The 22,222-nt window shown below is 62.9% G+C and carries 29 protein-coding genes and 4 tRNA genes; 4 read left to right on the top strand and 29 right to left on the bottom strand.

Annotation, left to right across the window (positions count from 1 at the left end; genetic code table 11):
* Position 1: 1 nt before the first annotated feature.
* Both purC and purE read right to left on the bottom strand, forming a co-directional pair.
* The gene (gene purC / locus B5477_RS05015) at positions 2–712 is read right to left on the bottom strand and encodes a phosphoribosylaminoimidazolesuccinocarboxamide synthase (RefSeq protein ID WP_079698687.1); all 711 of its coding nucleotides are present in this window, start codon (positions 710–712) and stop codon (positions 2–4) included.
* Positions 713–750: 38 nt separating this feature from the next.
* Complete coding sequence (purE, locus tag B5477_RS05010; protein WP_079698686.1) at positions 751–1,242, bottom strand: 5-(carboxyamino)imidazole ribonucleotide mutase; 492 nt, start codon at positions 1,240–1,242, stop codon at positions 751–753.
* A gap of 1,348 nt (positions 1,243–2,590) precedes the next feature.
* Here purE and B5477_RS05005 point away from each other — a divergent pair.
* Entirely contained in the window at positions 2,591–3,280 is a 690-nt protein-coding gene (locus tag B5477_RS05005; RefSeq protein WP_079698685.1) for a hypothetical protein, read from the top strand.
* A 492-nt stretch (positions 3,281–3,772) separates the two neighbouring features.
* On the opposite strand, the gene B5477_RS05000 is transcribed toward B5477_RS05005, so the two are convergent.
* Positions 3,773–4,348 carry an ECF transporter S component gene (locus B5477_RS05000; protein ID WP_079698684.1) on the bottom strand — a complete coding sequence of 192 codons (576 nt, stop codon included), beginning with the start codon at positions 4,346–4,348 and terminating at the stop codon, positions 3,773–3,775.
* 48 nt (positions 4,349–4,396) lie between these two features.
* Complete coding sequence (locus tag B5477_RS04995) at positions 4,397–5,260, bottom strand: pyridoxamine kinase (protein WP_079698683.1); 864 nt, start codon at positions 5,258–5,260, stop codon at positions 4,397–4,399.
* A 358-nt stretch (positions 5,261–5,618) separates the two neighbouring features.
* On the opposite strand from B5477_RS04995, the gene B5477_RS04990 reads away from it, so the two are divergent.
* On the top strand, positions 5,619–5,801 hold the full coding sequence (locus B5477_RS04990) for a hypothetical protein (protein WP_143533544.1): 183 nt from the start codon (positions 5,619–5,621) through the stop codon (positions 5,799–5,801).
* A 96-nt stretch (positions 5,802–5,897) separates the two neighbouring features.
* On the opposite strand, the gene B5477_RS04985 is transcribed toward B5477_RS04990, so the two are convergent.
* The 20 genes from B5477_RS04985 to B5477_RS04895 form a co-directional block, all read right to left on the bottom strand.
* The gene (locus B5477_RS04985; RefSeq protein WP_079698681.1) at positions 5,898–6,365 is read right to left on the bottom strand and encodes a hypothetical protein; all 468 of its coding nucleotides are present in this window, start codon (positions 6,363–6,365) and stop codon (positions 5,898–5,900) included.
* Positions 6,366–6,394: 29 nt separating this feature from the next.
* Positions 6,395–6,979 carry a putative phage tail protein gene (locus B5477_RS04980; RefSeq protein ID WP_079698680.1) on the bottom strand — a complete coding sequence of 195 codons (585 nt, stop codon included), beginning with the start codon at positions 6,977–6,979 and terminating at the stop codon, positions 6,395–6,397.
* Complete coding sequence (locus tag B5477_RS04975; RefSeq protein ID WP_079698679.1) at positions 6,979–7,614, bottom strand: baseplate J/gp47 family protein; 636 nt, start codon at positions 7,612–7,614, stop codon at positions 6,979–6,981. The genes B5477_RS04980 and B5477_RS04975 overlap by 1 nt, the downstream gene beginning before the upstream one ends.
* Positions 7,578–8,159, bottom strand: a complete 582-nt coding sequence (locus B5477_RS04970; protein ID WP_423241244.1) for a baseplate J/gp47 family protein — start codon at positions 8,157–8,159, stop codon at positions 7,578–7,580. The genes B5477_RS04975 and B5477_RS04970 overlap by 37 nt, the downstream gene beginning before the upstream one ends.
* 92 nt (positions 8,160–8,251) lie before the next feature.
* A complete protein-coding gene (locus tag B5477_RS04965; protein ID WP_079698677.1) occupies positions 8,252–8,599 on the bottom strand; it encodes a hypothetical protein in 348 nt (115 codons plus the stop codon).
* A complete protein-coding gene (locus tag B5477_RS04960) occupies positions 8,589–8,969 on the bottom strand; it encodes a hypothetical protein (RefSeq protein ID WP_079698676.1) in 381 nt (126 codons plus the stop codon). Before B5477_RS04960 ends, B5477_RS04965 begins: the two co-directional genes overlap by 11 nt.
* Positions 8,970–8,987: 18 nt before the next feature.
* Positions 8,988–9,920: a hypothetical protein gene (locus tag B5477_RS04955; RefSeq protein WP_079698675.1), complete on the bottom strand. Its 933-nt coding sequence runs from the start codon at positions 9,918–9,920 to the stop codon at positions 8,988–8,990.
* Entirely contained in the window at positions 9,917–10,294 is a 378-nt protein-coding gene (locus tag B5477_RS04950; protein WP_079698674.1) for a hypothetical protein, read from the bottom strand. The genes B5477_RS04955 and B5477_RS04950 overlap by 4 nt, the downstream gene beginning before the upstream one ends.
* A 14-nt stretch (positions 10,295–10,308) precedes the next feature.
* Complete coding sequence (locus B5477_RS04945; protein WP_079698673.1) at positions 10,309–10,752, bottom strand: hypothetical protein; 444 nt, start codon at positions 10,750–10,752, stop codon at positions 10,309–10,311.
* Positions 10,745–11,050, bottom strand: a complete 306-nt coding sequence (locus B5477_RS04940) for a hypothetical protein (RefSeq protein WP_079698672.1) — start codon at positions 11,048–11,050, stop codon at positions 10,745–10,747. The genes B5477_RS04945 and B5477_RS04940 overlap by 8 nt, the downstream gene beginning before the upstream one ends.
* The gene (locus B5477_RS04935; RefSeq protein WP_079698671.1) at positions 11,050–11,436 is read right to left on the bottom strand and encodes a hypothetical protein; all 387 of its coding nucleotides are present in this window, start codon (positions 11,434–11,436) and stop codon (positions 11,050–11,052) included. Before B5477_RS04935 ends, B5477_RS04940 begins: the two co-directional genes overlap by 1 nt.
* A gap of 14 nt (positions 11,437–11,450) precedes the next feature.
* Positions 11,451–12,500: a hypothetical protein gene (locus B5477_RS04930; RefSeq protein WP_159448937.1), complete on the bottom strand. Its 1,050-nt coding sequence runs from the start codon at positions 12,498–12,500 to the stop codon at positions 11,451–11,453.
* Complete coding sequence (locus B5477_RS14830; RefSeq protein WP_117507849.1) at positions 12,497–12,982, bottom strand: hypothetical protein; 486 nt, start codon at positions 12,980–12,982, stop codon at positions 12,497–12,499. Before B5477_RS14830 ends, B5477_RS04930 begins: the two co-directional genes overlap by 4 nt.
* Entirely contained in the window at positions 12,979–13,311 is a 333-nt protein-coding gene (locus B5477_RS04925) for a hypothetical protein (protein ID WP_079698669.1), read from the bottom strand. The genes B5477_RS14830 and B5477_RS04925 overlap by 4 nt, the downstream gene beginning before the upstream one ends.
* Positions 13,312–13,324: 13 nt before the next feature.
* Positions 13,325–13,657, bottom strand: a complete 333-nt coding sequence (locus B5477_RS04920) for a hypothetical protein (protein WP_079698668.1) — start codon at positions 13,655–13,657, stop codon at positions 13,325–13,327.
* 4 nt (positions 13,658–13,661) lie between these two features.
* Entirely contained in the window at positions 13,662–14,669 is a 1,008-nt protein-coding gene (locus B5477_RS04915; RefSeq protein ID WP_079698667.1) for a phage major capsid protein, read from the bottom strand.
* An 11-nt stretch (positions 14,670–14,680) separates the two neighbouring features.
* Positions 14,681–15,025, bottom strand: a complete 345-nt coding sequence (locus B5477_RS04910) for a hypothetical protein (RefSeq protein ID WP_079698666.1) — start codon at positions 15,023–15,025, stop codon at positions 14,681–14,683.
* Between the two features lie 23 nt (positions 15,026–15,048).
* The gene (locus tag B5477_RS04905) at positions 15,049–15,963 is read right to left on the bottom strand and encodes a hypothetical protein (RefSeq protein WP_242942121.1); all 915 of its coding nucleotides are present in this window, start codon (positions 15,961–15,963) and stop codon (positions 15,049–15,051) included.
* Positions 15,964–16,009: 46 nt separating this feature from the next.
* A complete protein-coding gene (locus B5477_RS04900) occupies positions 16,010–17,116 on the bottom strand; it encodes a phage portal protein (RefSeq protein ID WP_242942123.1) in 1,107 nt (368 codons plus the stop codon).
* Positions 17,117–17,169: 53 nt separating this feature from the next.
* Positions 17,170–18,972, bottom strand: a complete 1,803-nt coding sequence (locus B5477_RS04895; RefSeq protein WP_143533542.1) for a PBSX family phage terminase large subunit — start codon at positions 18,970–18,972, stop codon at positions 17,170–17,172.
* Between the two features lie 309 nt (positions 18,973–19,281).
* Between B5477_RS04895 and B5477_RS04890 the strand changes: the two genes are divergently transcribed.
* Both B5477_RS04890 and B5477_RS04885 read left to right on the top strand, forming a co-directional pair.
* The gene (locus B5477_RS04890) at positions 19,282–19,791 is read left to right on the top strand and encodes a tRNA (cytidine(34)-2'-O)-methyltransferase (protein WP_079698664.1); all 510 of its coding nucleotides are present in this window, start codon (positions 19,282–19,284) and stop codon (positions 19,789–19,791) included.
* Complete coding sequence (locus B5477_RS04885) at positions 19,784–20,662, top strand: DegV family protein (RefSeq protein ID WP_079698663.1); 879 nt, start codon at positions 19,784–19,786, stop codon at positions 20,660–20,662. The genes B5477_RS04890 and B5477_RS04885 overlap by 8 nt, the downstream gene beginning before the upstream one ends.
* A gap of 58 nt (positions 20,663–20,720) precedes the next feature.
* Here B5477_RS04885 and B5477_RS04880 read toward each other — a convergent pair whose 3' ends face one another.
* From B5477_RS04880 to B5477_RS04860, 5 genes are all read right to left on the bottom strand, one after another.
* The gene (locus tag B5477_RS04880; protein ID WP_132084906.1) at positions 20,721–21,296 is read right to left on the bottom strand and encodes a hypothetical protein; all 576 of its coding nucleotides are present in this window, start codon (positions 21,294–21,296) and stop codon (positions 20,721–20,723) included.
* 333 nt (positions 21,297–21,629) lie between these two features.
* A tRNA-Cys gene (locus B5477_RS04875) sits at positions 21,630–21,704 on the bottom strand.
* A 53-nt stretch (positions 21,705–21,757) separates the two neighbouring features.
* Positions 21,758–21,833: transfer RNA gene (locus B5477_RS04870), tRNA-Gly, on the bottom strand.
* Between the two features lie 84 nt (positions 21,834–21,917).
* Positions 21,918–21,993: transfer RNA gene (locus tag B5477_RS04865), tRNA-Phe, on the bottom strand.
* A 53-nt stretch (positions 21,994–22,046) separates the two neighbouring features.
* Positions 22,047–22,123 (bottom strand) — tRNA-Asp (locus tag B5477_RS04860).
* Positions 22,124–22,222 lie beyond the last annotated feature (99 nt).

Genomic DNA, 22,222 nt, shown 5'->3' with positions numbered 1-22,222 from the left:
TTTATTCGCCCAGCAGGCGCTTCATGACTTCCTTGTAAGCGTCCTCGACCCCGCCCATGTCGCGGCGGAAACGGTCCTTGTCCAGCTTTTCGCCGGTGGTGGAATCCCAGAAGCGGCAGGTGTCCGGAGAAATCTCGTCGGCCAGGATGATGGTCCCGTCCGAGGTCTTGCCAAACTCCAGCTTGAAGTCGATCAGCTCGATGTTCAGGTCCTTCAGGTACTCGCTGAGGATTTCGTTGACCTTCAGCGCGTAGCCCGCGATGGTCTCGAGCTCCTCCTTGGTGGCCAGGCCCATGGCGGCAATGTGGTAGTCGTTGACCATCGGGTCGCCCAGCGCGTCGTCCTTATAGGAATATTCGAGCACGGTGGATTTCATCTTGGTGCCCTCGGGCAGGCCCAGGCGCTTGGAAAGGCTGCCGGCGGCGATGTTGCGCACGATGACTTCGAGCGGCACGATGGTGACTTTCTTGACCACCGTCTCGCGCTCGGAAATCTCCTCGACAAAGTGGGTGGGGATACCGTGGGTCTCGAGCATCTTCATCAGGTGGTTGCTCACCCGGTTGTTGATGACCCCCTTGCCCATGATGGTGCCCTTCTTCTCGCCGTTGAAGGCGGTGGCGTCGTCCTTGTAATCGACGATGTAAAGCTCCGGGTCGTCGGTCTTAAAGACCTTTTTCGCTTTTCCCTCGTACAGCTGCTCCAACTTTTTCATGCTTGCTTCCTCCTGTATCGTCTTTTATTTTTTATGAATTAATACTGCTCCTGCAGCTTCTGGTCCTTTTTGACGACCCCCTCGGTCATGTCCTTCTTCATCGCCGCAAGCTTCGTTTCCAGCTCCCCGTCGCTCACCGCCAGAATCTGGATGGCCAGCAGCGCGGCGTTCTTCGCCCCGTCGATGGCCACGGTCGCCACCGGAATCCCGCTTGGCATCTGCACCGTCGCCAGCAGCGCGTCCAGCCCGTCGAGTGTGGAGCTCTTGACCGGAATCCCGATCACCGGCAGGGTGGTGTGCGCCGCGAGCACCCCGGCCAGGTGCGCGGCCTTGCCCGCCGCCGCAATGATCGCCCCGAAGCCGTTCTCCCGGGCATTGGCGGCGAAGGAGCAGGCGAGCTCGGGCGTGCGGTGCGCGCTCATGACGTGCGCCTCCACCGGTACCCCATATTCCTTCAGCGTCTCGACCGCGGCCTTGACGATCCCCCAGTCGCTGTCGCTGCCCATGATGACCGCTACCTTTTTCGACATCCTGCATCCATCCTTTCGTATTCAAAACGTAAAAGGACTGCGGCCCACTAAAGGGGTCGCAGTCCTGCTATGCGCCTATCGAATCAGAGCCGGGAGGCAGTCCGACAGCTTACAGCTTTCCCGCATATGGGAGAAGGGGCTGCCGATGAGAGAGCGGGTGAAAAACGCCATTGTGTTTCCTCCGGTACTGCCTGTCGGTTTAAATTCACTACTTATTCAGTGTAAACCATCGCCAAGTAAAATTCAATGGTTTTTCCCCGTTTCGGCAAAAATCAGCAGAAAGCAGAGAAGCCCTTTGGCGCTTCCGATCGGATTTAGGCAGATTGACGGCAGGGTGCCGCTGCCGGTTCGCGAAGCAAAGCGAACTCACAGCGGAGCTGTTTACCCCGCGTTCTAAGTAAAAGGGTTCCTTGGCGCACGCATTTTTGGCGCCCGACCAAAAATGCAGGCTCGCTTTGCGAGCGGTGCGCCTCACGGGCTGGAAACGAGCCGTTTCCCCCCGTGTACCCCCTTTCGGGTTAATTTCTGGTTTCCAAAGGACTAAGTCCTTTGGCGGGTGCGGGCAGCGCCCGCGGCCTTTTCCGGGTTGCTGTCACTCGCATCCACAAATCCTCCTTCGGATCAGGAAGGGGAGTAAAAAGCTTCCAGTGGAAGGTTTTTGCGTGGGGAAACCCTATCAAGGGGTTTCCCCATGGCGGCCCCGCCGCCACCCAAAAAAGGGATTTCGCTTTTCGCCAAAATCCCCCAATATCCCCCTTTTTTCTTGCCTTTTTCTCCCGCCCGTGCTATAATAGACCCATGGGGTTTTCTTGCAAAAAAGAGAAAGCCACGGCGGCCTTCCGTGTGACAGCACGGAAGGAAACCGAATCGCCAGGTGCCCTAGCCACCCAAACGACCCACCGGTATGCCGGCGTCGCAGCTCTCTCAGCTGTGATTATAACACATTTCTTCTCCCTTGAGAAGGATGTTTTGCCGATCGGTGGGGGAAAAACGCATTTTTTGCGCATGTTTGGGTTGCATTGCCCTTTATGGGCACGCCCGGCATGCGCTTTTTCATTTGCAGCGGCACCCTTTGCGGGCGGCATTTGGCTCTGGCAAAGTGCGCCCTGCGGGGGTTCCCCGTGCGGGACGGGGGCCGGCTTCCCCGTCCCGCGGAAAACCCCTTGACTTTANGCGCTTTTTCATTTGCAGCGGCACCCTTTGCGGGCGGCATTTGGCTCTGGCAAAGTGCGCCCTGCGGGGGTTCCCCGTGCGGGACGGGGGCCGGCTTCCCCGTCCCGCGGAAAACCCCTTGACTTTAAAGGCGCCCGGAACAACCCGCCGGGCGCGGTCAAGGGGGAAAGAAAAAATGGAAGAAAACGAAAAAATCCTACCGAGCCCGGTGGTGTTCTGGGGCCGAACCTCGCGGGAAGAATTCACTCTCGGTCGCCGGCTCGAGAAGGCGCTTCAGGCGCTCGACGGCCTGCCCGGCGACCGGGACACTCTCTTCTTCTGGCTCTACGGCTGCGTCTATGGCAGCGAAACGCAGATTTCCCACGCGCATGCGCGCTCCTGCGGCAAATTTTGCGGGAGCGAGGCCCTGCGCACGATTGAGAATTTTAGCTCTGCCGACAGCGCCTACCGTAGCTATGCCGAGAAACTTATGGGCAAGCCGGTGCCGCACCGGGAGAAGGAGCCGCTGAAGTTTGCGCGCTATGCGCTGGAATTTGCCGACTTGTATCTGGAATCGCATTATAGCGATTGGTACTGCGGACTGTACGAGAAGTACGAGCGCAAGCTCAACTCCGCTTATTTGTGCTACCTGGTGGCCGACCGCTACCGCAATGAGCTTCCGGACCCCGCCCCGTTTGAGGCGCTGCACAGCCTGCTGCGGCAGTATCTGCTGCCCACCACCCTGTGGCAGGAATTTCTGGCGGGCTACCGGGAGGCGACCGTCAGCCTGCTGCGCCAACGCATTGCGTTGGAGTGCCCGCAACAAAACCTGGATACTTTTGAGCGCATGTGGTTTCCCCAGCCGCCCGACGAGGAGCCGGACTAAGGGCGGGGCGCCGTAGAGAGATGGCGGCCTCGCCGCCATGGGGAAACCCCTTGATAGGGTTTCCCCACGCAAAAACCTTCCACTGGAAGCTTTTTGCTCCCCTTCCTGATCCGGGGGAGGATTTGTGGACGCGAGTGACAGCAACCCGGAAAGACCGCGGGCTCTGCCCGCACCCGCTCAAGGGTTTGTCAAACCCTTGAGAATCCCGATTGTTTCGGGAAAGCTCCGGCGGGGGAGACCCCCTGCGCGGGGAAACGCACAATCGTCGTTGCAATCAGTGTCCTGCGCGGGCAAAAAGCCCCGCTCCGGGTTTCCGGAGCGGGGCTTCGCATTTCGCGGCGGGCGCAACTGTGTATAGTCCGCGCGTGGTCGCGCGTGGGGTGGTCTCAAAGGAGGGGCGTCCCCTCCTTTGTTTGCTTCTTTTGGGTCTTTTCTTTCAAACAAAGAAAAGACCTCGGGGCGTGGGGCGGACAGCCCCACAAAAAGAGACTACTATTTTGTAATTTTTCTCCATATCCCCGAGCGCTCCAGCACCGTGTGGAAGGCCGGCGCGAGCAGCACCGCCACCACCACGGCCAGCACCGCGTTGAGCAGCGACGCGCCCGCCTTGGTCGCCAGCAGCGCCATGACGGTGGGCATGGGATTCTTGATCAGGAAATACTGCTCGATGAAATTTTTAACCAGATACAGCACGATGTAGCTGACACTCCCCACGCACGCGCCGAGGATGTTGGAGCCCATCTTTTTGCCCTGCCTGCCGCCCCGGTTGGCGATCAGGCCCGCGAAAAAACCGATTACGAATTTCATGATGAACGTCAGCGGCGCTTCGGCCGCATAGAGCGGGTTGGTCAGATCGTAAAAGAAGCCGCCCAGTCCCGCGCAAAGTCCCCCGCGCACCGCGCCGAGCAAAATACCCGACAGCACGCAGAACACGTTGCCGAAGTGGATTCTTGTCACATCCCCGATCGGGATGGAAAGAAAGTTTGCCGCAAAGACCACCGCCGACATCACGCCCACCAGCACAATGTCATAGGTGTTGAATTTCCGTTTCTCCTGCGTGTTTTCCATAGTAAGCCCTCCCCGGAATACATGTTGTGGCGAAAGGACCAAATGTGTTTAGAGCAGGCTGAAGCTCTTGCTGACCTCGCGGCTCTCCAGCAGCCCGATGTCCCGCTCGAACATCACGCCGAAGCGGGGGTCGCTGCTGTAGCTGAAGGTGTTTTTGATGGTGCGCTCCAAAAACCCGGTCGCGCGCGCCATCGCGATGGGCAGGCTGTCCCCGCGCAGGAAGCCGCCGACCAGGACGCTGGCGAACATGTCCCCCGTCCCCGGGTAGCTCACCGGCGTGTAGTCGCACCCCACCATCCAGTAGCTGCCGCGTTCCCGGTCAAACCCGAGGTTGGCGATCTTCCCGTCGGCCATCTGCGCCCCGGTGATCACCGCGTACTTCGGTCCGAGCTCACAAAGGCGGGCCAGCATGCTCTTGGCCTGCGTGCGCGTCAGCGGCTCGAAGCGGTAATCCTCGTGCAGCAGCATGCACGCCTCGGTCAGGTTGGGGGTGATCACGTCGGCCCCCGCCACCAGCTCCCCCATCCGCCGGATCATGTCGGCGTTCATGGTGCGGTACGCTTTTCCGTGGTCGCCCATCACCGGGTCCACCACCGCCAGCGCCTTTGGATAGAGCGCCAGCGCCCGCAGGCAGGAGTCGATCTGCCCCGCCCCGCCGAGAAAGCCGGTGTACACGCACTCAAAGCCGATGCCCAGCCGCTCATAGTGCGCGAGCGCGGGGGCGATGAAGTCGGTCAGGTCCCGCATTTCCACATCCCCCAGGTTGCCCGTGTGGGTGCTGAGCACCGCCGTGGGCAGCGGGCAGACCTGTACCCCCATCGCCGACAGGATCGGCAGGATCACCGTGAGGGAGCAGCGCCCGAACCCCGAAAGGTCATGGATCGCCAGCACCCTGCCTGGTCTGTTTTCCATAAGGTTCCTCCACAATCGGGCGGGTCTCCCCGTCCTGCATTTATTCTAGTCTTTGCCCTCTATTTTATCAAAATCTAAAAAAATTGCCATCCCAAGCGTGTTTTTGTACGATTCCTCCATAGAATATTATTATTTGTATTTGGTATTTATATATATTAACGGCAAATCCATCCAGCATCTTCCGCCCGAAATCCGCCCCGGTCGGATTGCACAACCGGATGGAGGCAATCTGGTTTTCCCGTTGTACAAATTGTAGAATTCCCGCTCCCAGACTTTTTCTCGGTTAGCAGGAAGTGCCCCGGACAAACTAATACCGGTTTGCCGGGCAGACCAAAGAAAAAACGGGGAGATGAAGAATTTGAACAAGATGGTTTCCAACGCACTGACCGGGGTTGCCGTCACCATGGCGGTCGGGACCGCCGCTTATATGATGACCCAGAAGAGCCCCGCCAAGAAGCGCCGCCAGATGAAGAAGACCGCCGACCGCGCCATCCACGCCGTGGGCGAGATCGTGGACGGGATTTCCTCGGTCATGCACTAACCCTCCCAAAAAAGCAGCCGGTCCCCTGCACAGTACATGCTGTGCAGGGGACCGGCTGATCTATGTAAAACCCCGCCGCTATGCGCGGGAGGGATGTCAGCGAAGCGCCATCCAGGCGTAGGTCTTCCCGGTCTGGTTGAGGATCGGCCCGACCCCGATCACCGAGTCCTCGACGTTCTCCACCGAAAAGCCGGTATCGCTCAGCGTGATCCCCATGCTGGCGCCGTTTTCGGTGGCCACCCCCGAATAAAGGTCGGCGGTGCGGTAGTTCCAGTCGTAGTAGATCAGCGGCTGCCCCACGGCATAGACCAATAAAAATTTCGGCTTGAAGCCGACCGTAATCTGCCGCGGCGAGGTGCCGTTTCCGCTGTAACTGCCGTACTCCATCGGGGCGCTGATCCACCCGTGCTCCTCCTCGCTCAGATGAAGCGTCGCGTTGGCCGCGTGGGCCCCCAGCGCGGCGTCCAGCTTTTCGTTGTCTGCATTGAAGTCGTCCATCTTCGGCTTGTCGCTGCCGGTCCATTTGTTGAGCCCGTAGTTTGGCGTTTTATAAGTGCTTGGCATAATTCACTCCTCTTTTATTGGCGCGGGCTTTACAGCATATCGCCCGCCAGGTCGAATTCCTCCCAGGTGAAGTCCCGCTCGTCGAACCTATCGCAGTCCCACCCCTTTTCCTCGAAATCCACCCAGGTCATCTCCCCGATGACCAGCTCGTACTCCAGATGGGCGGGCAGCATTTTCCCGATCATCGCCTTGAGCTTGTCCAGGGTGGTAAACTCCCCCAGCAGCTCCAAAAACACGACCTCCAGGCGCTCCTCGGCCGGATGCTCGATCAGCTGTGAATGGAGCCCCGCCGCGCGCAGCGAGGCGAGCATCCCCTCGTGGGTGAAGTCGCTCTGCGCCACGCTCAGGCGGTAGATGATCAGCTCCCGCCGCCGCTCCAGCGTCAGCTTGGGGTTGAAGGGGAGCGAGAGCAGCCGCTCATAACGCGCCACCGTCTCCTCGCTCGCCGTTTGGATGTACATATCCCGCCAGAGAGTAGAAAGTTCCTCCTGGACGAGCGCCAGCGCGCAGAGGTAGCTTTCCAGCTCGGCCTCGATCAGGCTGCCCTGCAACCGGTAGATCCCCAAAGAGCCCATCAGCGAATAGACCGAGCGGCGGCAATCAAAGCGCTCCATCACACGACCTCCATCCTGGCGATCGCGATCTCTCCGGGGCGGATGATCTCGTCCGCCGCCGCGCGCACGTCGGCGGCCGGGGAGAGTAGCGTGACGTTGCGCACCCCCTCCAGTGCGCAGAGTGCCGCCAGGAGCCTTGCGCACATCAGGCTCTCCCCCACCTGCTGCGACAAAAAGTAGTCGTGCAGCGCCGCCTGGCACCGGGCCTTGACCTCCTCGAAGGAATCGTTCTCCATAGGATCCAGCAGCAGCGAGAGATCGGCCCTTTTTTCGACGGCGTTTTTGACCAGCACGTCCACGTTGATCTCCTTCTTCTGCGCCAGCGACTGCTGCAGCTGCTGCACCCGCCCGGCCGGCAGGTCCTCCAAAAACCCGCTGACCGCGATGTCCACCGTCCCCCGGCCGCGCACGCGCGGCAGCACCGCCGCCGAGGCGACGAACTCATGCTGTGTGACCTCGCCGTAGTAAAAGGTGCTGTTGGTGCTGTTCGAGACCGAGCGGTAGCTCTCAAAGAGCCGCTCGCGCAGCTGCTCGTCGCGGGAGCAGCTGATGGAGTTGGCCCGCCGGTGCTTGGAGAAAATGGAGATGGAGGCAACGGTCACGGGCTGCGCGGGCTGGCCGGAGCTGGACGGCATGGCAAAGCAGGCGCTGCCGGACGCGGTGNCTGTGTGACCTCGCCGTAGTAAAAGGTGCTGTTGGTGCTGTTCGAGACCGAGCGGTAGCTCTCAAAGAGCCGCTCGCGCAGCTGCTCGTCGCTCTCCTCGTCGGTGCCCCCCGTAAAGGGGGCCGGGTTCTGCACCCCGCTGATCCCCACCACCGGGGTCACCATGGTGTCGATCCGGTTCGCCGCCAGGTTCCCGCCCGCCCCCGCGGTGCAGGCGCTGGCAGGCGCCTGCACCGTCAGCTCGCCCGCCGCCAGGGTCGCCGCCGCATCGGTGGCAAACTCCACCCCGCCGCCCGAGACGAGCGTCCCCTGCGGGATGAGCAGGTCCTCCTCCCCGGCGCTGCGGCGGGAAAAGGGGAGCGTGCCCCGCGCGAAAAGCGCGCCCTTGCGTGAAAGGCCCCGCGTCTCGGCATGCCTTTCCAGGCTCTCGCCCCCCGCGGTGGCCGGGAAGAGCTCCCGGCGCAGCTGCGCGCATTCCTCGAGGAGGCTTGCGACCTGCTCGCTGAGCACCGCCATGCGGATTCCCACGTCCGACCCGTCGTCCGGATCGAACCCGGCCAGCTCGGCGTACCGCGTCTTCATCATCTGTAAAATCTCCTGCTGTCCCACTAAAGCGCCACCCCCAATTCCACTGTTTTTTTGCTCTCCCGCAGCGTCAGGCTGACGTGTACGGTGAGCCTGTCTCCCGCGTAGGCGCAGGAGGCCCCGTCCACCTGCACCCCCCGCAGCGGGCCCAGCGCCTCCTGTACATAGCCGCTCACCAGGGCATTCGCCCCGGCCGTGTCGCGGGGAAGGCGCCAAAGCAGGCTCCCCAGCTCCCGGTTCAGCGGGAAGCTGCCCTTTTTCACCATCAGGCGGATCATGGCGTTCTGTATGAGCAGCCCGTCCGCATCGAGCGGGATGCTCAGCCCCCGCGCGTCCCGCGCATGGTCCCCGTTTTTCAGCTTACTGTCCATTGCTTCCCTCCGTCTTGCCGACGATCTCCCCGTTTTGGGAGACGGTCAGCCCGTTTAGCTTGATCGTCCCGTCGGCGCACAGCCGCAGCACGGCACCGCCGGTGCTGCGCAGCTCCACCTCGCCGGGCCGCAGCCCACCGTCACCCTCGTCGATCACCCCGGCGATCACCTGCTCTCCCCCCGCGTTCAGCAGGAGCAGCCGGTCCCCCTCGCTGGGGATGTAGCGGCAGCCGCCGTACAGATAGCGCGGGGCCTGGAGGGTGGTGTCCCCCTGTACGGTCACCTTGCCCTCCTTAGCGTCGATGACGCGCACCGCCTGTGCGTTCGGGCGCCCCGGCGCGCCGGGGCGCATCCGATCGGTCATCCACATCCTTTCCCTTCCTTTCCATCATCTGATAAAGCGGTGGTCCCGCAGCTCGACCTCCTCGCGAAAGCCGTCCTCGTTGAGGATATAGCGTACCTCCCACACCGCCCAGCCGATTTCGCTGTCATACGGCTCGTAGAAGTCGCCCGGGTAAATGGCACGGTAGTGCGCAAGCACCTCACGCCGCACCAGTCTGGTTGCGGCCGCCCGCTTGTATGCGTTGTACTGGCTCTGCCACCATTTACTCTCGTCCTCCACGCCGGCCGAATAGAGGTACCGCCGCCGGGTGATCCCGAGCTCGGGGGTATACTCCCGGCTGTAGACCAGCCGGCCCAGCTCGTCCAAAATCCCCGTTTCGGAGACGTATTGGGTCCGGTCGATCTCCTGCCCGAAGGCGAGATGCACCCCCTTGATCCGGCCGCCCTCGACGGGCAGCCCCCGCTCGGGGACATACTCGGTGCGCACCACCCCATCCCGGTCGATGTACGGGTCGGGCCTCCAGGAGGCCCGGCAATAATTTTTGAGCACGTCCCATTCGCTCATCCCCTTGCGCACCACAAATTCCGAGGGGCGCGTCTCGAAGCTGTCCGAAAGGCGGGTGAAGCCGTAGGGCTCGATATGCCGCTCGAAGATCCGCCCGATCGAGGGGTTGTAGTAGGTCTGCGGCTTTGCCTCGCAGTCGAGCAGGCAGGCCCCCCTGGTGCGCGCCTCGATTTTTAAAAGGCTCCCGTCCCTCTCCTCGCTGTAGCACTGCTTGTCCATCAGCCCGTCGAAGAGGGTCTCGCCGTCGAGCAGGAGGCGCACCGTTTTCTGCTCGGGCAGCGGACCGCTTATGGCGAAGGACGCCTTGCAGCTGTAGACCGGGGAGGCGAAGGGGCGCACCACCTCGAAGCCGATGCAGCTGTAAAGGGTGGTGTCTTCCCCGCCGATCCCGGTAAAACAGGCCGTAACCGTCATATGCCGCCCTCCAGCGTGCGCCGCTGGTCCTCGATGAAGCGAAAGGAAAAGCGCAGCGTCACCCCACCCTGCCCGACTGCCTCGAGATAGGCGAAATAGGCGTACATCGGCCCGGCCACCGGGGAGATCAGCAGCGCCGGCTCCTGGGCGCGGTAGCTCTGGCAAAGCGCCTCCCACTGGGCGGCCACGTCGCCGCCGAACAGCTCGCCCTCGCCCTCGATGATTCGCGCGTTCTCCCCGATGTTCTGCGCATCCTGCCACCTGCCCGGGCAGCTGCGCAGCCGGATGTTCTTCTCCTGCCGCAGCACGATCCTCGACGGGTTATACCGGAACTGGTAGTCCCCGAACTGCATGACCGCCGCAATTTTCTCCAAACCTTGCCCCTCCTTTAAAAGTCCTCTTCCACCCGCGGGTATTGCCGCGACTCGAATTCCATCTCATCCGAAATCTCTCTGAGCGCCACCCGCCTCTGGCGCGGGTAGAGCACCTCGCGCGGCTGCGGCCCCGTCCTCTGCTCCTCCTGTGCGGGGGCGGCCACCTCGTAGACATCCACGGGGGCCCCCACGGTGACCCCCGCAGTGATTCCGGCCGTGCGCGCCGCCGTGACCTGCGCGAAGGCCGGCCTCGATGGCTGATACGTGCTCGGCGCGTAAAGTGCCGGCTCCTGCCGCGGCTGCGGCGGCAGGGACCAAGCCTCGTGCTCCTCACCGGTCTGCCGCGGCGGCGCCTCTTCCCCGGCCTCCCGCAGCAGGGAGGCGACGGGGCGCCTCCCCGCGGGTGCGCGCTCCTGCCGCGCAGACTGCTCCTGCAGCTCTAACAGCTCCTCAAGCATGCTCCCCCTCCTCCTGCTGCCGGTAGAGGGCGGCGAGAGACGCGATCTGCTCCATCGGCAGGAGCGCCGCCACCTGCTGTGGCGTGTAAAGCTCTTGTCCCTGCTCGTCGCACAGCGCCAGCGAGAGCAGCGCGATGTTGCGGCAGAGCGGCAGCAGCCGCCCGGCGTCCGGGTAATGCGGCAGAAACTCTCCCAGCAGCCCGCGCACCAGCTCGTGCTCGCAGAGCATGCGCCCGGCCGGCACTTGGCGCAGGAACACCCCGTCCCCAAGCGGCGTCATCTTTTTTGGCAGCGCCATCAGCGCACCTCCATGCGCTTTTGGGCCACCAGCGAGATCCACTCGATCACCGTGTCGTTGAGATTGGCGTTTTCGCTGATCTCGCTCCACTCGCAGCCCGAGTAGATCAGCTTGCGGTCGGGCTTCACGATCACCAGGTTGAAGCCGGAAAGCGCATAAAAGTCGACCCCGTCGCTCAGGGCCCCCTCGCTGATCACGACCCTGGAAAGCTCCACCACATGCCGGGTCCTCCCGCCGATCGTCCCGACCGGCTCCTCGCTTCCGAACGCCTCGACGTACCGGCTCTCGCGGGTGGTTTTCACCTTGTAGCTCTGCGCCACCGCCAGCTTTTGCCCGTTGATCTCGATGTAGATGTCCCGGCTGGTCGGCACCGTAATAATTGCCATCTTCCTGCCCCCTTTTAAACCGTAATCTGCGCGACGATGCGGATCTGGCTGATCACGCCCGCCACATGGAACCCGACCTCGAGCAGCAGCACCCCCGGCTCGTCCGGCTGCTCGCTGACGAGCGGCACGTCGAAGTCGTCGATCAGCCCCTCGTCCTGCTTTGCCGCCAGCTCGATGGTCGCCTGCGAGGCGATCGCCCCGCGGGTGAGCGCGTTGTTGCGCGCGCCGCGCAGGCGCTGCTTCATCGCGGTGCGCAGGGCGGCCATCACCTCGTCGATGATCAGCATGGTGTTGAGTGCCGCGAGGCTGTAGTCCGCCGCGCCGCCGCTCATGCTGCGGGTGGTCAGCGCCTTTACGCACTGAACCTGCCCGCCCACGCTCTCGAAGGCGCAGACGCCGAGGCCCAGCATCTCCTCGAGCGCGCTCTCGCTGATCGCCTCGACAAGCGCATCCACCCCGCCGAGTGCCAGCCCGTTGAGGTTGTAGCCGGCGCTCTCGGCCGTCAGCACCCCGGCCGCGAAGGCCGCGGCGGTGAAGGCCGCGCTCTCCCCTTCCCCATACCGGGCCGCCGGGGCGCAGAGCACCATCCGCTCGCAGCCCAGGCTCTGCGCCAGTACAGGCGCGCTACTGCTCTCCTTCGCCCCGCAAAAGCCGAGGCGTTCCTTCTGGCGCTCGCTGCAGTAAACGCAGTGGCCGCGCAGCTCCTGCAGCACCGCTTCCTCCCCGCTGTCGCAGACGACGGCGTAGAGGTTTTCGATCCCCTCGAGCCGCGCGAAGGCCGCCTTGTAGTCCTCGGCCGTCGCCCCCGTAGGCACCGGCGCGCAGTAAACCTTGCTCACCCCGCCCTCCAGCAGGATTTTGCAAAGCGGGTAAAGCCCCGCGTCCCCTTGGCTTGGCAGGGCGGCGGCGAGCTCTTCCACGCTCTTTACTTCATAGAGCGCCTCGGGGTTCTCCCCCGTATAGACGCCGACCGCCGCTGCAAATTTCTGCGAGCTTGCCGCCGCGTACCGGCTCTTGACCGTATATTCGGAATAGACCCCCGGCCGCTTGGTCCAAAAGCTCAATCTTCCTTCCTCCTTATCACAACGTTTTGATATCCCCCGCTCTCCTCCTGGCGGGTGATCAGGCAGCGCAGGGTGAAGCGGCAGCATAGGCTGACGCTGCGCTCGGCCGCGTCATACTGCGCGCGCTCGGTCTGCACGCTGTGCAGATAGAGCTCTCCCGCCTCAAAAAACAGCACCTGCAATACGCTGTCCAGCAGCTCGTAGCACCCCTTTGCGCCGCGCTCCCCGCCGAGGAGGACCATGCGCAGGGTCAGATCCACCAGCCGCCCGCGCAGCAGGGCTTCCTCCTGAGAGCTTAGAGCGCCGAGATAGTCGTTTGCGTTCTCTACCGTCTCGGCCCCTTCGAGCGAGAGGGTCACCGTCCTGCGCGGCGCTCCCGGCCCGGCGTTCTGGGGGTCGTACGCGGTGACGATACGCACCCCCGGCAGGGCGGGGCGAAGCAGCTCCTGCACATGCTCCAGCAGGTCCCACAGATGGTTCACGTCGCGTCCTCCTCTCCCAGCTCCTCGCAGAGCCCCGTGCGGTAGATTTCATGCTCCCCAAGCCAGTAGCCGCTCACCTGCAGCAGTAGATACCGCTTCCCGTCCGCTTGCAGCACCTCGTGCTCGCGGGCGCACGCCTCCCCGGGGAGCGCATAGTACCGCCACAGGGCGCGGCGAAGGCCGCCGCTCTCCCCGAGACGGTACCCTTCACCCGGGTCCTCGCTGTGGGGGAAGAGCAGCGCCTTGTGCCCGCTGCCCGCTTTCCCCTCCACCGAGACCTGCCGCCCGTATTGGCGCAGCAGGGTGGCGAGTGTTTGCTCCAAATTCATACCATTCACCCCGCTACACACAAAAGAACTGCGCGCCCTCGGGCAGCAGCAGCTCTCCGATCAGCAGCCGCCATTCGTCCGGGGAGACTCCGGTGCGCTCCTTGCTCACCGACAGCTCGCCTAGGCGCACCGAGCTCTGGGAGCCGGATGACTCGTATCGCTCGCGCATCCAATAGGCCGCCGCAAGTGCCAGCCGCCCGCTGTTTTCCCCGCAGTCCGCCCCCGGGCGCAGCCGGGAGCGGATCGCCCCGGCTGCGGCCTCGGCGAGGGAGGCGTACTGCTGCGCCTGTTCGCTTGTCAGCGCGCAGAGCTTGCAAAATTCCTCCAGAATCGCTTCGACTTTCATACCGCTATGCCTTCAGTCCCAGCACCTTGACCGCCTGCGGGAAGATCTTGGCAAAGCCGGCGGTCGCGGTGATGGCGGTGCGCTCGAGCTGGCAGTCGATCAGCCGGTCGGAGTCCACCGACACCTCCCCGGCGCAGACCATCTCCAGCGCACAGCGGCTGTCCAGGGCCACGATGGTCCCGGCCGGCACCGCGCTCGAACGGATGAGGGAGGCGCCCAGCGGGGTCGCCAGCTTCCCGGTGCCCTGGAAGTTGAGCCCGGCCGCCGCGTCCTGCATCTCGGGCAGGGCCAGGACTTTGAGCATCATGTCGGGCGAGGCGAGCAACACGTTCATCTCATAGTCCTCGAACTCGCCCCACAGCCCGACGAGATCCCCATAGGAGAGCTTTCCGCTCTCGGCGGTTTCGATCCGGTCGGCGGCGTTGTCGTTGCCGTCCCCGTCGATCAGGACGCGCACCGCGTCGGCGAACTGGCTCTTGGCGATGTAGGCGCCGATCTGCTTGAGCGCGACGCTGAAAAGGTCGATGTGCTGGAATTTGATCGCCTCATAAGAGGCCGCGAGCATCCTGCCGCGCTTATACAGCCGCACGAGGTTGTCCTTGAGGCGGATCTGCACCTGCGGGATCATGCCGCCCTCGAGCACCACCTTGAGCTCCTTGTCGTCCTCGCTAAAGTCGGTGGTGATGGTGCGGTAGTCCAAAGAATTGATCATGGTCTTGGCCGCGATGACGCTCCCCAGATGATCACTCTGCTCCATCCCGGCGCCCACCGCCCTGGCCACGTACTCCGGGAAGAGGCTGGCGCTCTCGCCGGTGGAGAAGAACTTCTGCAGCAGGTCGCTGCGCTCCCCCGAAACCTTGATGTCGAAGCGCTTGAGCTGGCGCTCAAAGGCGTCGAGCCCGGCCAGCTCGCCGCTGTAGCCGGCGCTCGGATCGAGCCGCTCGAGCTGGCTGGTCAGCCGCTCGCCATTTTTGTACATATCCTTGGTGATCGCAATATTCTGATAATTCATTCGCTTTCCTCCTACAGTATGATGGTGGCCGCGCCGTTTTCCGCCGAGACCACTGTGACCGCGCGCCCGGCACTCTCGCCCTCGCCCAGGGCGGCGATCCCGCCGTTCGCGTCCGCCTTGAGCGTGGTGTAACCGAGTGCGGGCGCCGTGCCGCTATAGGGCACGCTGACGGCGCCGCTCGTCTGCACCAGCGCATAGTCCCCCACAACCCCCGCGATGAAACCGATAAACGCCCCGCTGGTGCAGGGGCCGACGGTGCCGTTTTGGGTGATGGTGGCGGCGCTCCCCTTTTTGCAGCCCTCGTCCGCGCGCATCGTCACAAATTTGGTGTCGTACCCTTGAATGCTGATATCCATTTTTACATTCCTTCCTTTCGCTCTCAAATTCTAAATTGGCTTTCGCCCTTTGCTTCCTGCCTGCCCGGCAGCTCCCCCAGCAGCTGGGAATGGATCGGTAGCTGCTGCGCCGCTTTCTTTTGCAGCGCCGCGCTGAGCATCTGAAGCTCGCCGCTCTCCAGGCGGCCCGCGATGACGCGCAGCGACTTGCAGTCCACCCCTTCGAGGCTCAGCAGCCCGCAGCGCACCAGCTCGTCCTCCTGGCGCCGCCTCCACTCGCCGCCCAGGCGGGCGGCCTCCCTGGTCTGCCGCAGGTATCCTTTGAGCCGCTCGGCGGCCTCCCCCTCAAGGGCGCCGCCCCGGAGCAGGCCGTCGAGGTCCTCCTGGCAAAAATGCTTGCTCGTCGCGCTGCGCACCCCGGCCCCGGCCTGGGCGGGCACCGCCACGAAGGACCATTCATAGGCGTCGCTGGGCCCATCCAGGATATGGTGGCAGAGCGCCCCGTCCGGGTGGGGGTAGCGCTTCCCCTTTTCATGGGCGCAAGGCCCTTCGCGCTGGTCGGCCCCACAGACCGAGCAGACGGCCCTGTCCATCCTGCAGCTGACGCTGACCTCCTTCTTGATCCCCGCGTCGATCTCCAAGATCAGGTCGCGGTTGTGCTCCCCGCGCACCATATACGCCTGGGCGAGCAGGTAGTGGTAGGCCTCCCCCGCCGAGGTGGTCCTGTCCGAATCCCGGACCACCTCGGCGCGGTAAATGCGCGCTTGCTGGTTCTCCCCCTTGGGGTTGTGGTCGAAGATCCCCGTCTTGCCGACGAAGAGCTCGCAAAGCCCCTGCAGCGCCTTACAGGAGAACCGCTCATAGTCCCGGTCGACCTCGTTGTCACAGAGCACCACCGGGAAGGTATAGACCTCCTCCTCGCTCAGCTGGCGCCGGGTATAGCGGTTGATGAGGTCCATGTCCCCCGCCTCGGTGCCAAGCGGCGCCTGCGGCGCAAAGGTGTTTTCAAACTCCTTCTTCGTTTTCTTCTCCTCCTTTGGTGCAGGCCTGCGCGTGGAGCAGCTCGGCCCTGGCCTGCTCCACCTCGTCCTGCAGGTTGATGGCGGACCACTCCACCTGCACTTCGTCCGGCAGGGCATGCAGCCGCAGAAAGAGCGACACCACCCGCCGGATCACCGGCTCGAGCAGGCTGCGGTAGTACTCCAGCTCGGTGGTCAGGATGTCCGCCTGCTGCTTGCTCATGCGCTCGGTGGTGCTCCAGCTCAGCCCCAGCATGAAGGGCGGGATGCCGAGCTTGCTGACGATCTCCTCGAGCATCTGCCGCACCGGCACCTCGGTGTCGATCATCTGGTTGTCCGCGCCGATCACCTTGATGTCCACGTCCCCCACCGCCACGAAGTCGCGCACCACCCCGTCGCGGAGCCCCGAGACCGAGTGCCGCCACTCCTTGGCGATGTTCTGGGCGATCTCCTTGGCGTTCGCCCGGTCCAGCGCCGAAGCGCCGGGGCGGTAGGTCACCGCATAGCGCAGGTTCCCGATCCGCTCGAAGTTCTGTCCCATCGAGCGGTAGATCTTGTGCAGAATCGAGGTGACGAAGGGCAGCCCCTCCAAAAGCGAGCGTCCCACAATCTCCCCCGCCTTGGGCGCGAGGGCCGAAAAGAGGATGAGCTGCGGATAGGGCACCTCATGCAGCTGCCCCGTCTGCCCCCGCACCTTGATCACCGGCTCGAGCCGGGCCTGGTCGAGCGTCAGTTCAATGTTTTTTAGCGGCGCCAGGTACAGCCCGTGGATTTCCTTTCCCGAGGGCTCAAGCACGATCTCCCCCACCGCGTTGCCGTAGGTCAGCAGATCGCCAAGGTACCCCCACAAAAACTTTTGCAGCCCCTCGGTGTACCCGCCGACCGGCACCTCGCGCAGGAAGCGCTCGGCCTCCCGCTGCGCCGTCCTGTCGGCGCAGCAGACCGAAAATTCCCCGCTCAGGCGCACAATCTTGTCCAGCGCCGCATCGATGATCGGGATGGTCGCGCGCATCGCCTCGAACAGCTCGTACCGTCCTGCGCCGAGGCGGGAGGAGCCCTCCCATTTTTCCAGGAAGACGTCCTGCTGCGGCATGGTCTGCACGCTGAGCGCCCCTGGCGCTTTTCCCCGCCTTCCCCATAGTTTTTTTAAGTCCAATCACAGTCTCCTTCCTGCCGCGCGGGCGAAAGCGCGTAGAACCCGCTCTGCGGCGAACGGGCAACCGTCATACACAGATAACGCATCTCGTCCATCGCGTGGTCGTTTCTTTTGATGGGCGCGTCCTGGGCGCTGTTTTGGTCCCAGCGGTAGAGCCCGAACTCCCGCAGGATCCCGCCGCAGCTTTGGTGAAAGCGCAGCTGTCCCGAACGCAGCATGTCGCTGACCACCCGGATCCCGTCGAGCACGTCGTTGCAAGCCGGGATCACCAGGAATCTTCCGTGCCTGCGAATGCAGGTGATGAAGCTCGCCGCACTCGGGTCCACCACCACCGCCTCGATCTCCCGCTCGCCCGCCAGAGCGCACAGCGCCTCGTAGTACTCCTCGTCGGTGCGCACGATCCCGCTTTGACGCGCGTCGTGGTAGTATTCCGCCGCCCGGTACCACACCCCGTCCCGCTCTCCCCACAGCCCGATGGAGGTGGGGTTCAGGGTACCGTAGTCGCAGGAGAGGTACCAGCGCTCACAGTCCGGGACCGTGTCCACCACATGCCGCTCCCGCTCGAACATCGGATAGACCGCCCCCTCGGCGGCCACCCACTTGCCGAGCACGAAGCGCTCGTAAAACGCCCCGGTGTAAAGGCTGTGGTACCGCCGCACAATCTCCTCCCCCAGCGCCGGGTTGTCCGAGAGGGCGAAGTGCAGATAGAGCATGTTACGCTCGCGCCGCTTCTTGATCCACTCGTTATAAAACCAGTGGAAGGGGTGTTCGGGGTTGCAGTTGAACCAGAAGGTCGAGCCCGCAACCGAGCAGCGCGCCAGCGCCTGCTCGACGAACGAGCGGGGCATGAGCGCCACCTCGTCGAAGAGCACGCCGCCCAGCGTGATCCCCTGGATGAGCGCGCCCGAGCCCTCGTCCTTCCCCCCGAAGAGGTAGAAGCGCCCGGTGCGCTCCCCCATCGTCAGCTCGAAGTAGTTTTTCGACACCTTCTCCCGGCACTCAAAGCCGAGCTGCCGCAGCACCCCCAGCAGCGGGGTCACCACATTGCGCCGCAGCGAGGCGATGGTCTTGCCGCACAGCGCGAAGCTCTGCCCCGAAAAGCGCCAGAGCGCCCAGGCCGCGAAGGAAACCGACATGCACAGCGTCTTGCCGCTGCGCACTGCCCCGTCGCAGATCAGTCCGCTCCTGTGCGCCTCCTTCGAGCCGGGGGTCCACCAGGTCAGCGCCAGCAACTGCTTTGGGGAAAACTCCTTAAACTCCATCCTCGTCCTCCCGCGGCTCCTGCGCGCCCTTGCCCGCCGAGATGAGCGCACTGTAGAAGCTCCTCGCCTCGTCCGGGACCTTTTTCTCTCCCGCCCCCAGCGCCTCGAGGGCCCGCAGCCGGTCGTACAGCCCGATTTCCACCCCGGCGCCTCGAGGGCCCGCAGCCGGTCGTACAGCCCGATTTCCACCCCGCCCCCCTTGAGGGTCTTGATCGAGGACACGCCGTAAAGGTCCAGCCTTTCCAGCTCCTCGTCGCCCAGCTCCTCGGGGTGCAGGGCCAATTTGACCGCGTCGCGGTTGTCTACTGCGGCCAGCCGCCCGAGCCCCAGGCGCGCCAGGCTCTGCAGGCGCTCCTGCTCGAGCTCCCAAAGCCTGTGCACCTCGGCGGTTACCTTCTCCTTACCGATCAGCTCGATCGCCTGGTGAAGCGACAGCCCTGCTCTCGCCGCCGCGTGTTCGGCGTCGCAGCCGTGGGCGTAATGATAGCAAAAACAGCGCTCACGGCCTGTCAATTTTTCCTGTGTGCTCACTGAGGTTTAAACCAGCCCCTTTCCCGCTGTTGTCACGCTTTCGCGTGCAACCCCGGGATAAAACCTTTAAAATCTAACCGTTTTCGTCTATTTTTCTACACACCCTGCTTTTTTTCCTGGCCGCCGGATGGAAAAATCCTGGCAGAAGCCCGCCCATCCCCCTTGACGGATCGGGCCGTTTGGTGGTAAATTATCATCAGTAATGTAACAGTTGTTTCATCTATCTGGTTATGATTACGACATGAAGTGATTCTTTTCACCGCCCCGGCGGGAAACGAAAACCTCACCCCCAAAAGGAGATGATTCCGCATGCCCTCGCTGAACCTGGTCCTGGTCGAGCCGCAGATTCCCCAGAACACCGGCAACATCGCGCGCACCTGCGCGGCGACCGGCGCGCGGCTGCACCTGGTCGGGCCGATGGGCTTCTCGGTCGACGACCGCAAGCTCAAGCGGGCGGGGCTGGATTACTGGCACTATCTGGACATCAACTATTACCAGGGGCTCGAGGACTTCTTTTCGCGCACCAGCGGGAATTACTACTACTTCTCGACCAAGGCGCGGCAGGTCCATTCGGACGTTTCCTATCCCGACGAGAGCTATCTCCTTTTCGGACGGGAGGACGCCGGGCTGCCGGAGGAGTTGCTTTTTTCGCACCCGCAGCGCTGCGTGCGCATCCCCATGCAGCCCGGGCTGCGCAGCCTGAACCTCAGCAACAGCGCGGCCATCGCCGCCTATGAGGTGCTGCGGCAGTGGGGCTACCCCGCGCTGCAGAACAGCGGCCGGCTGACGAAATTTAACTGGGAGGACCACCATGAGTAAGATCAAGCTGATAACCGATACCACCTCGGACATCCCGCCCGCCCTCGCCAAGGAGTTCGGGATTGAAATTAAAAACATCCCCATTGCGATCGACGGCACGGGTTATCTCGAAGGGGTGGATTTCTCGAACGAGGAGTTCTACGAGCGTCTGCTCGCCGCCAAGGAGATCCCCGCCACCTCCCGGATCAACTGCGCGGAATACCTCGAATCCTTCACCCGCGCCGCCGCCGAGGGCTACACCGACCTGATCTGCGTGACCATCAACGGCAAGGGCTCGGGCACCCTCGAGTCGGCGCACCTGGCGCGCGAGCAGTTTCTGCGCGACGAGCCCGTCCTCGCCGCCGGGATGAAGATCACCATCATCGACTCGAAGAGCTACTCCCTGGGCTACGGCTACCCGGTGATGGAGGCGGCCAAGATGATTGCAGCGGGCGAGGCGCCCGGGAAGATCATTGCGTACATCCAGGACTGGGCGGACAGCGCCGAAATTTTCCTGGCCTGCTATACGCTGGACTTTGCAAAAAAGAGCGGGCGGATCAGCTCGGCCGCCGCCTTTGTGGGCGAGCTGCTGGGCCTGCGCCCGATCATCCACATGGTGGACGGCGGCAACAACGTACTCGAGAAGGTGCGCGGGGATAAGAACGTCGTCCCGCGGGTGTGCGCGCTCTGCCAGAAGGCGATCGCCGCGGGCGGGGAGTATATCATCGTGCGCGGGATGCTCGATGAGCCCGCCGAGGAGCTTTCTGCCCTGCTCGAGGAAAAGCTCGGCTATCCGCCGAAGGGGGTCTATACCATCGGAGCCTCGGTTTCAATCAACGCCGGCCCGAGGATCATCGCGGTGGTGGTGCGCGGCCAGAAGCGCCCTCAGTAAGCAAAACAAAAAAGGAGCTGCGAAACGAATCGTTTCGCAGCTCCTTTTGACTTTTTTGTTATCCCAGCTCGTCCTCCCCGGGATAGGGGTATCCGATCCGGCGCAGGAAGTCCGCCATCTGCCAGCAATCGGCATAGCCGTACTCGTCCCCCGCATAGGCCTTCCTCGCCTGCCTGCCCTCGAACATTTCGTCGGTCCAGAGTGTGAGGTAACGCTCCACCTCCCCGGCATGAAAGCCGCCGATATAACGTTCCAGCTTCTCGGCGTCCCCCGACCAGGAGTCGTATTCCTCCCGCTCCATCCCATCCTCCCAGTAGTCCGGGATGGGACAGAAGCGGTCCTTTTCCACGCCGCAGCAGAACAGCCGGTACATCCAGAGCGCCTCGTCATGGATATGCAGGTAGAGCACGGCGTCGCCGTCTTCCTGGGAGGCGAACCGCGCGAAGGCCTCGCCCTCGGCGCAATCCTCGTTGAGCAGGATGAAGGTGCCGCGCTCCCGCGCAAAGCACATGCATTCCTGCGCAATCAGGGCGCATTCGTCCTCCTGCGAGCGCTTCTCGAACCGTTTGAGCAGCTCTTTAGCCGCCGGCACCTCCTGCCGCGCCAAAACCACCGCTTCCAAGAATAATCCCATCTTGGCACCTCCGTCCAAAAGCTCCATTTCCCGCATCAAACGGGCTCTTTCCAGCTGTGCTTCCCTGTCCTTCATCGGGCCTCCATGTCTACATTCTATCATCTTTTTGTAATGGTTTCAATCTGTCAAGGGACGGTATTCCATCCGGCATGCCATTCTTCCCATCATCCCATAGCATAACCGGTTGCGGCAAGGCGTTCTATCAAGACTGTGTAAAATTTCGCCGGACCAATTCTGCTAAGCCGGGCGCCGGCCAGATGTTGACCACAGTTCAAATCTGGGGCGCCGGACAAAAATACGAGCGCCCTTCCTGTCGGAAGGGCGCTCGCTTTTTGGAGGCGCCGACCAGATTTGAACTGGTGAATGAAGGTTTTGCAGACCTCTGCCTTACCTCTTGGCTACGGCGCCAGATAAATTTTGAAAGCGCGCGCCACTTTATCATCTAAAGTGGCGCGGCTTTTTGGAGCGGGTTACGAGGCTCGAACTCGCTACCTCCACCTTGGCAAGGTGGCGCTCTACCGGATGAGCTAAACCCGCATGTGTTGCACCGCTTTGAGAGAACTTACCGTTTTCACATCCGCTATGTGCATTTTATATCAGCCTATGCGGCTAATAGACGATTGGTGCCTTCGGTCGGAATCGAACCAACGACACGAGGATTTTCAGTCCTCTGCTCTACCAACTGAGCTACAAAGGCAAATGGGCGGCCCAGGCTTCTCCTGAACCACAAGCTCTGCCATAAAAGAAAATTGGCGACCCGGATGGGGCTCGAACCCACGACCTCTAGCGTGACAGGCTAGCGTTCTAACCAACTGAACTACCGGGCCAGATAACTGCAAGACCTGACAAACGCAGGCTTCCAACATATAGAAAAACGCCTTTCAGCGACGAAATTTATTATACTATACCCTCGATTCGTTGTCAAC

The organism is Provencibacterium massiliense (assembly GCF_900169495.1).
Lineage (GTDB): Bacteria > Bacillota > Clostridia > Oscillospirales > Ruminococcaceae > Harryflintia > Harryflintia acetispora.
The sequence above is the reverse complement of the archived record's forward strand: the minus strand, read 5'-3'. Positions and strand labels throughout refer to the sequence as shown.

Bases quoted from the DNA above. Each gene is read 5' to 3' on its own strand.
- purC (WP_079698687.1), bottom strand. From the start codon at position 712: ATGAAAAAGTTGGAGCAGCTGTACGAGGGAAAAGCGAAAAAGGTCTTT.
- purE (WP_079698686.1), bottom strand. From the start codon at position 1,242: ATGTCGAAAAAGGTAGCGGTCATCATGGGCAGCGACAGCGACTGGGGG.
- B5477_RS05005 (WP_079698685.1), top strand. From the start codon at position 2,591: ATGGAAGAAAACGAAAAAATCCTACCGAGCCCGGTGGTGTTCTGGGGC.
- B5477_RS05000 (WP_079698684.1), bottom strand. From the start codon at position 4,348: ATGGAAAACACGCAGGAGAAACGGAAATTCAACACCTATGACATTGTG.
- B5477_RS04995 (WP_079698683.1), bottom strand. From the start codon at position 5,260: ATGGAAAACAGACCAGGCAGGGTGCTGGCGATCCATGACCTTTCGGGG.
- B5477_RS04985 (WP_079698681.1), bottom strand. From the start codon at position 6,365: ATGCCAAGCACTTATAAAACGCCAAACTACGGGCTCAACAAATGGACC.
- B5477_RS04980 (WP_079698680.1), bottom strand. From the start codon at position 6,979: ATGGAGCGCTTTGATTGCCGCCGCTCGGTCTATTCGCTGATGGGCTCT.
- B5477_RS04975 (WP_079698679.1), bottom strand. From the start codon at position 7,614: ATGCCGTCCAGCTCCGGCCAGCCCGCGCAGCCCGTGACCGTTGCCTCC.
- B5477_RS04965 (WP_079698677.1), bottom strand. From the start codon at position 8,599: ATGGACAGTAAGCTGAAAAACGGGGACCATGCGCGGGACGCGCGGGGG.
- B5477_RS04960 (WP_079698676.1), bottom strand. From the start codon at position 8,969: ATGTGGATGACCGATCGGATGCGCCCCGGCGCGCCGGGGCGCCCGAAC.
- B5477_RS04955 (WP_079698675.1), bottom strand. From the start codon at position 9,920: ATGACGGTTACGGCCTGTTTTACCGGGATCGGCGGGGAAGACACCACC.
- B5477_RS04945 (WP_079698673.1), bottom strand. From the start codon at position 10,752: ATGCTTGAGGAGCTGTTAGAGCTGCAGGAGCAGTCTGCGCGGCAGGAG.
- B5477_RS04940 (WP_079698672.1), bottom strand. From the start codon at position 11,050: ATGGCGCTGCCAAAAAAGATGACGCCGCTTGGGGACGGGGTGTTCCTG.
- B5477_RS04935 (WP_079698671.1), bottom strand. From the start codon at position 11,436: ATGGCAATTATTACGGTGCCGACCAGCCGGGACATCTACATCGAGATC.
- B5477_RS04925 (WP_079698669.1), bottom strand. From the start codon at position 13,311: ATGAATTTGGAGCAAACACTCGCCACCCTGCTGCGCCAATACGGGCGG.
- B5477_RS04920 (WP_079698668.1), bottom strand. From the start codon at position 13,657: ATGAAAGTCGAAGCGATTCTGGAGGAATTTTGCAAGCTCTGCGCGCTG.
- B5477_RS04915 (WP_079698667.1), bottom strand. From the start codon at position 14,669: ATGAATTATCAGAATATTGCGATCACCAAGGATATGTACAAAAATGGC.
- B5477_RS04910 (WP_079698666.1), bottom strand. From the start codon at position 15,025: ATGGATATCAGCATTCAAGGGTACGACACCAAATTTGTGACGATGCGC.
- B5477_RS04905 (WP_242942121.1), bottom strand. From the start codon at position 15,963: ATGGACCTCATCAACCGCTATACCCGGCGCCAGCTGAGCGAGGAGGAG.
- B5477_RS04900 (WP_242942123.1), bottom strand. From the start codon at position 17,116: ATGCCGCAGCAGGACGTCTTCCTGGAAAAATGGGAGGGCTCCTCCCGC.
- B5477_RS04890 (WP_079698664.1), top strand. From the start codon at position 19,282: ATGCCCTCGCTGAACCTGGTCCTGGTCGAGCCGCAGATTCCCCAGAAC.
- B5477_RS04885 (WP_079698663.1), top strand. From the start codon at position 19,784: ATGAGTAAGATCAAGCTGATAACCGATACCACCTCGGACATCCCGCCC.
- B5477_RS04880 (WP_132084906.1), bottom strand. From the start codon at position 21,296: ATGGGATTATTCTTGGAAGCGGTGGTTTTGGCGCGGCAGGAGGTGCCG.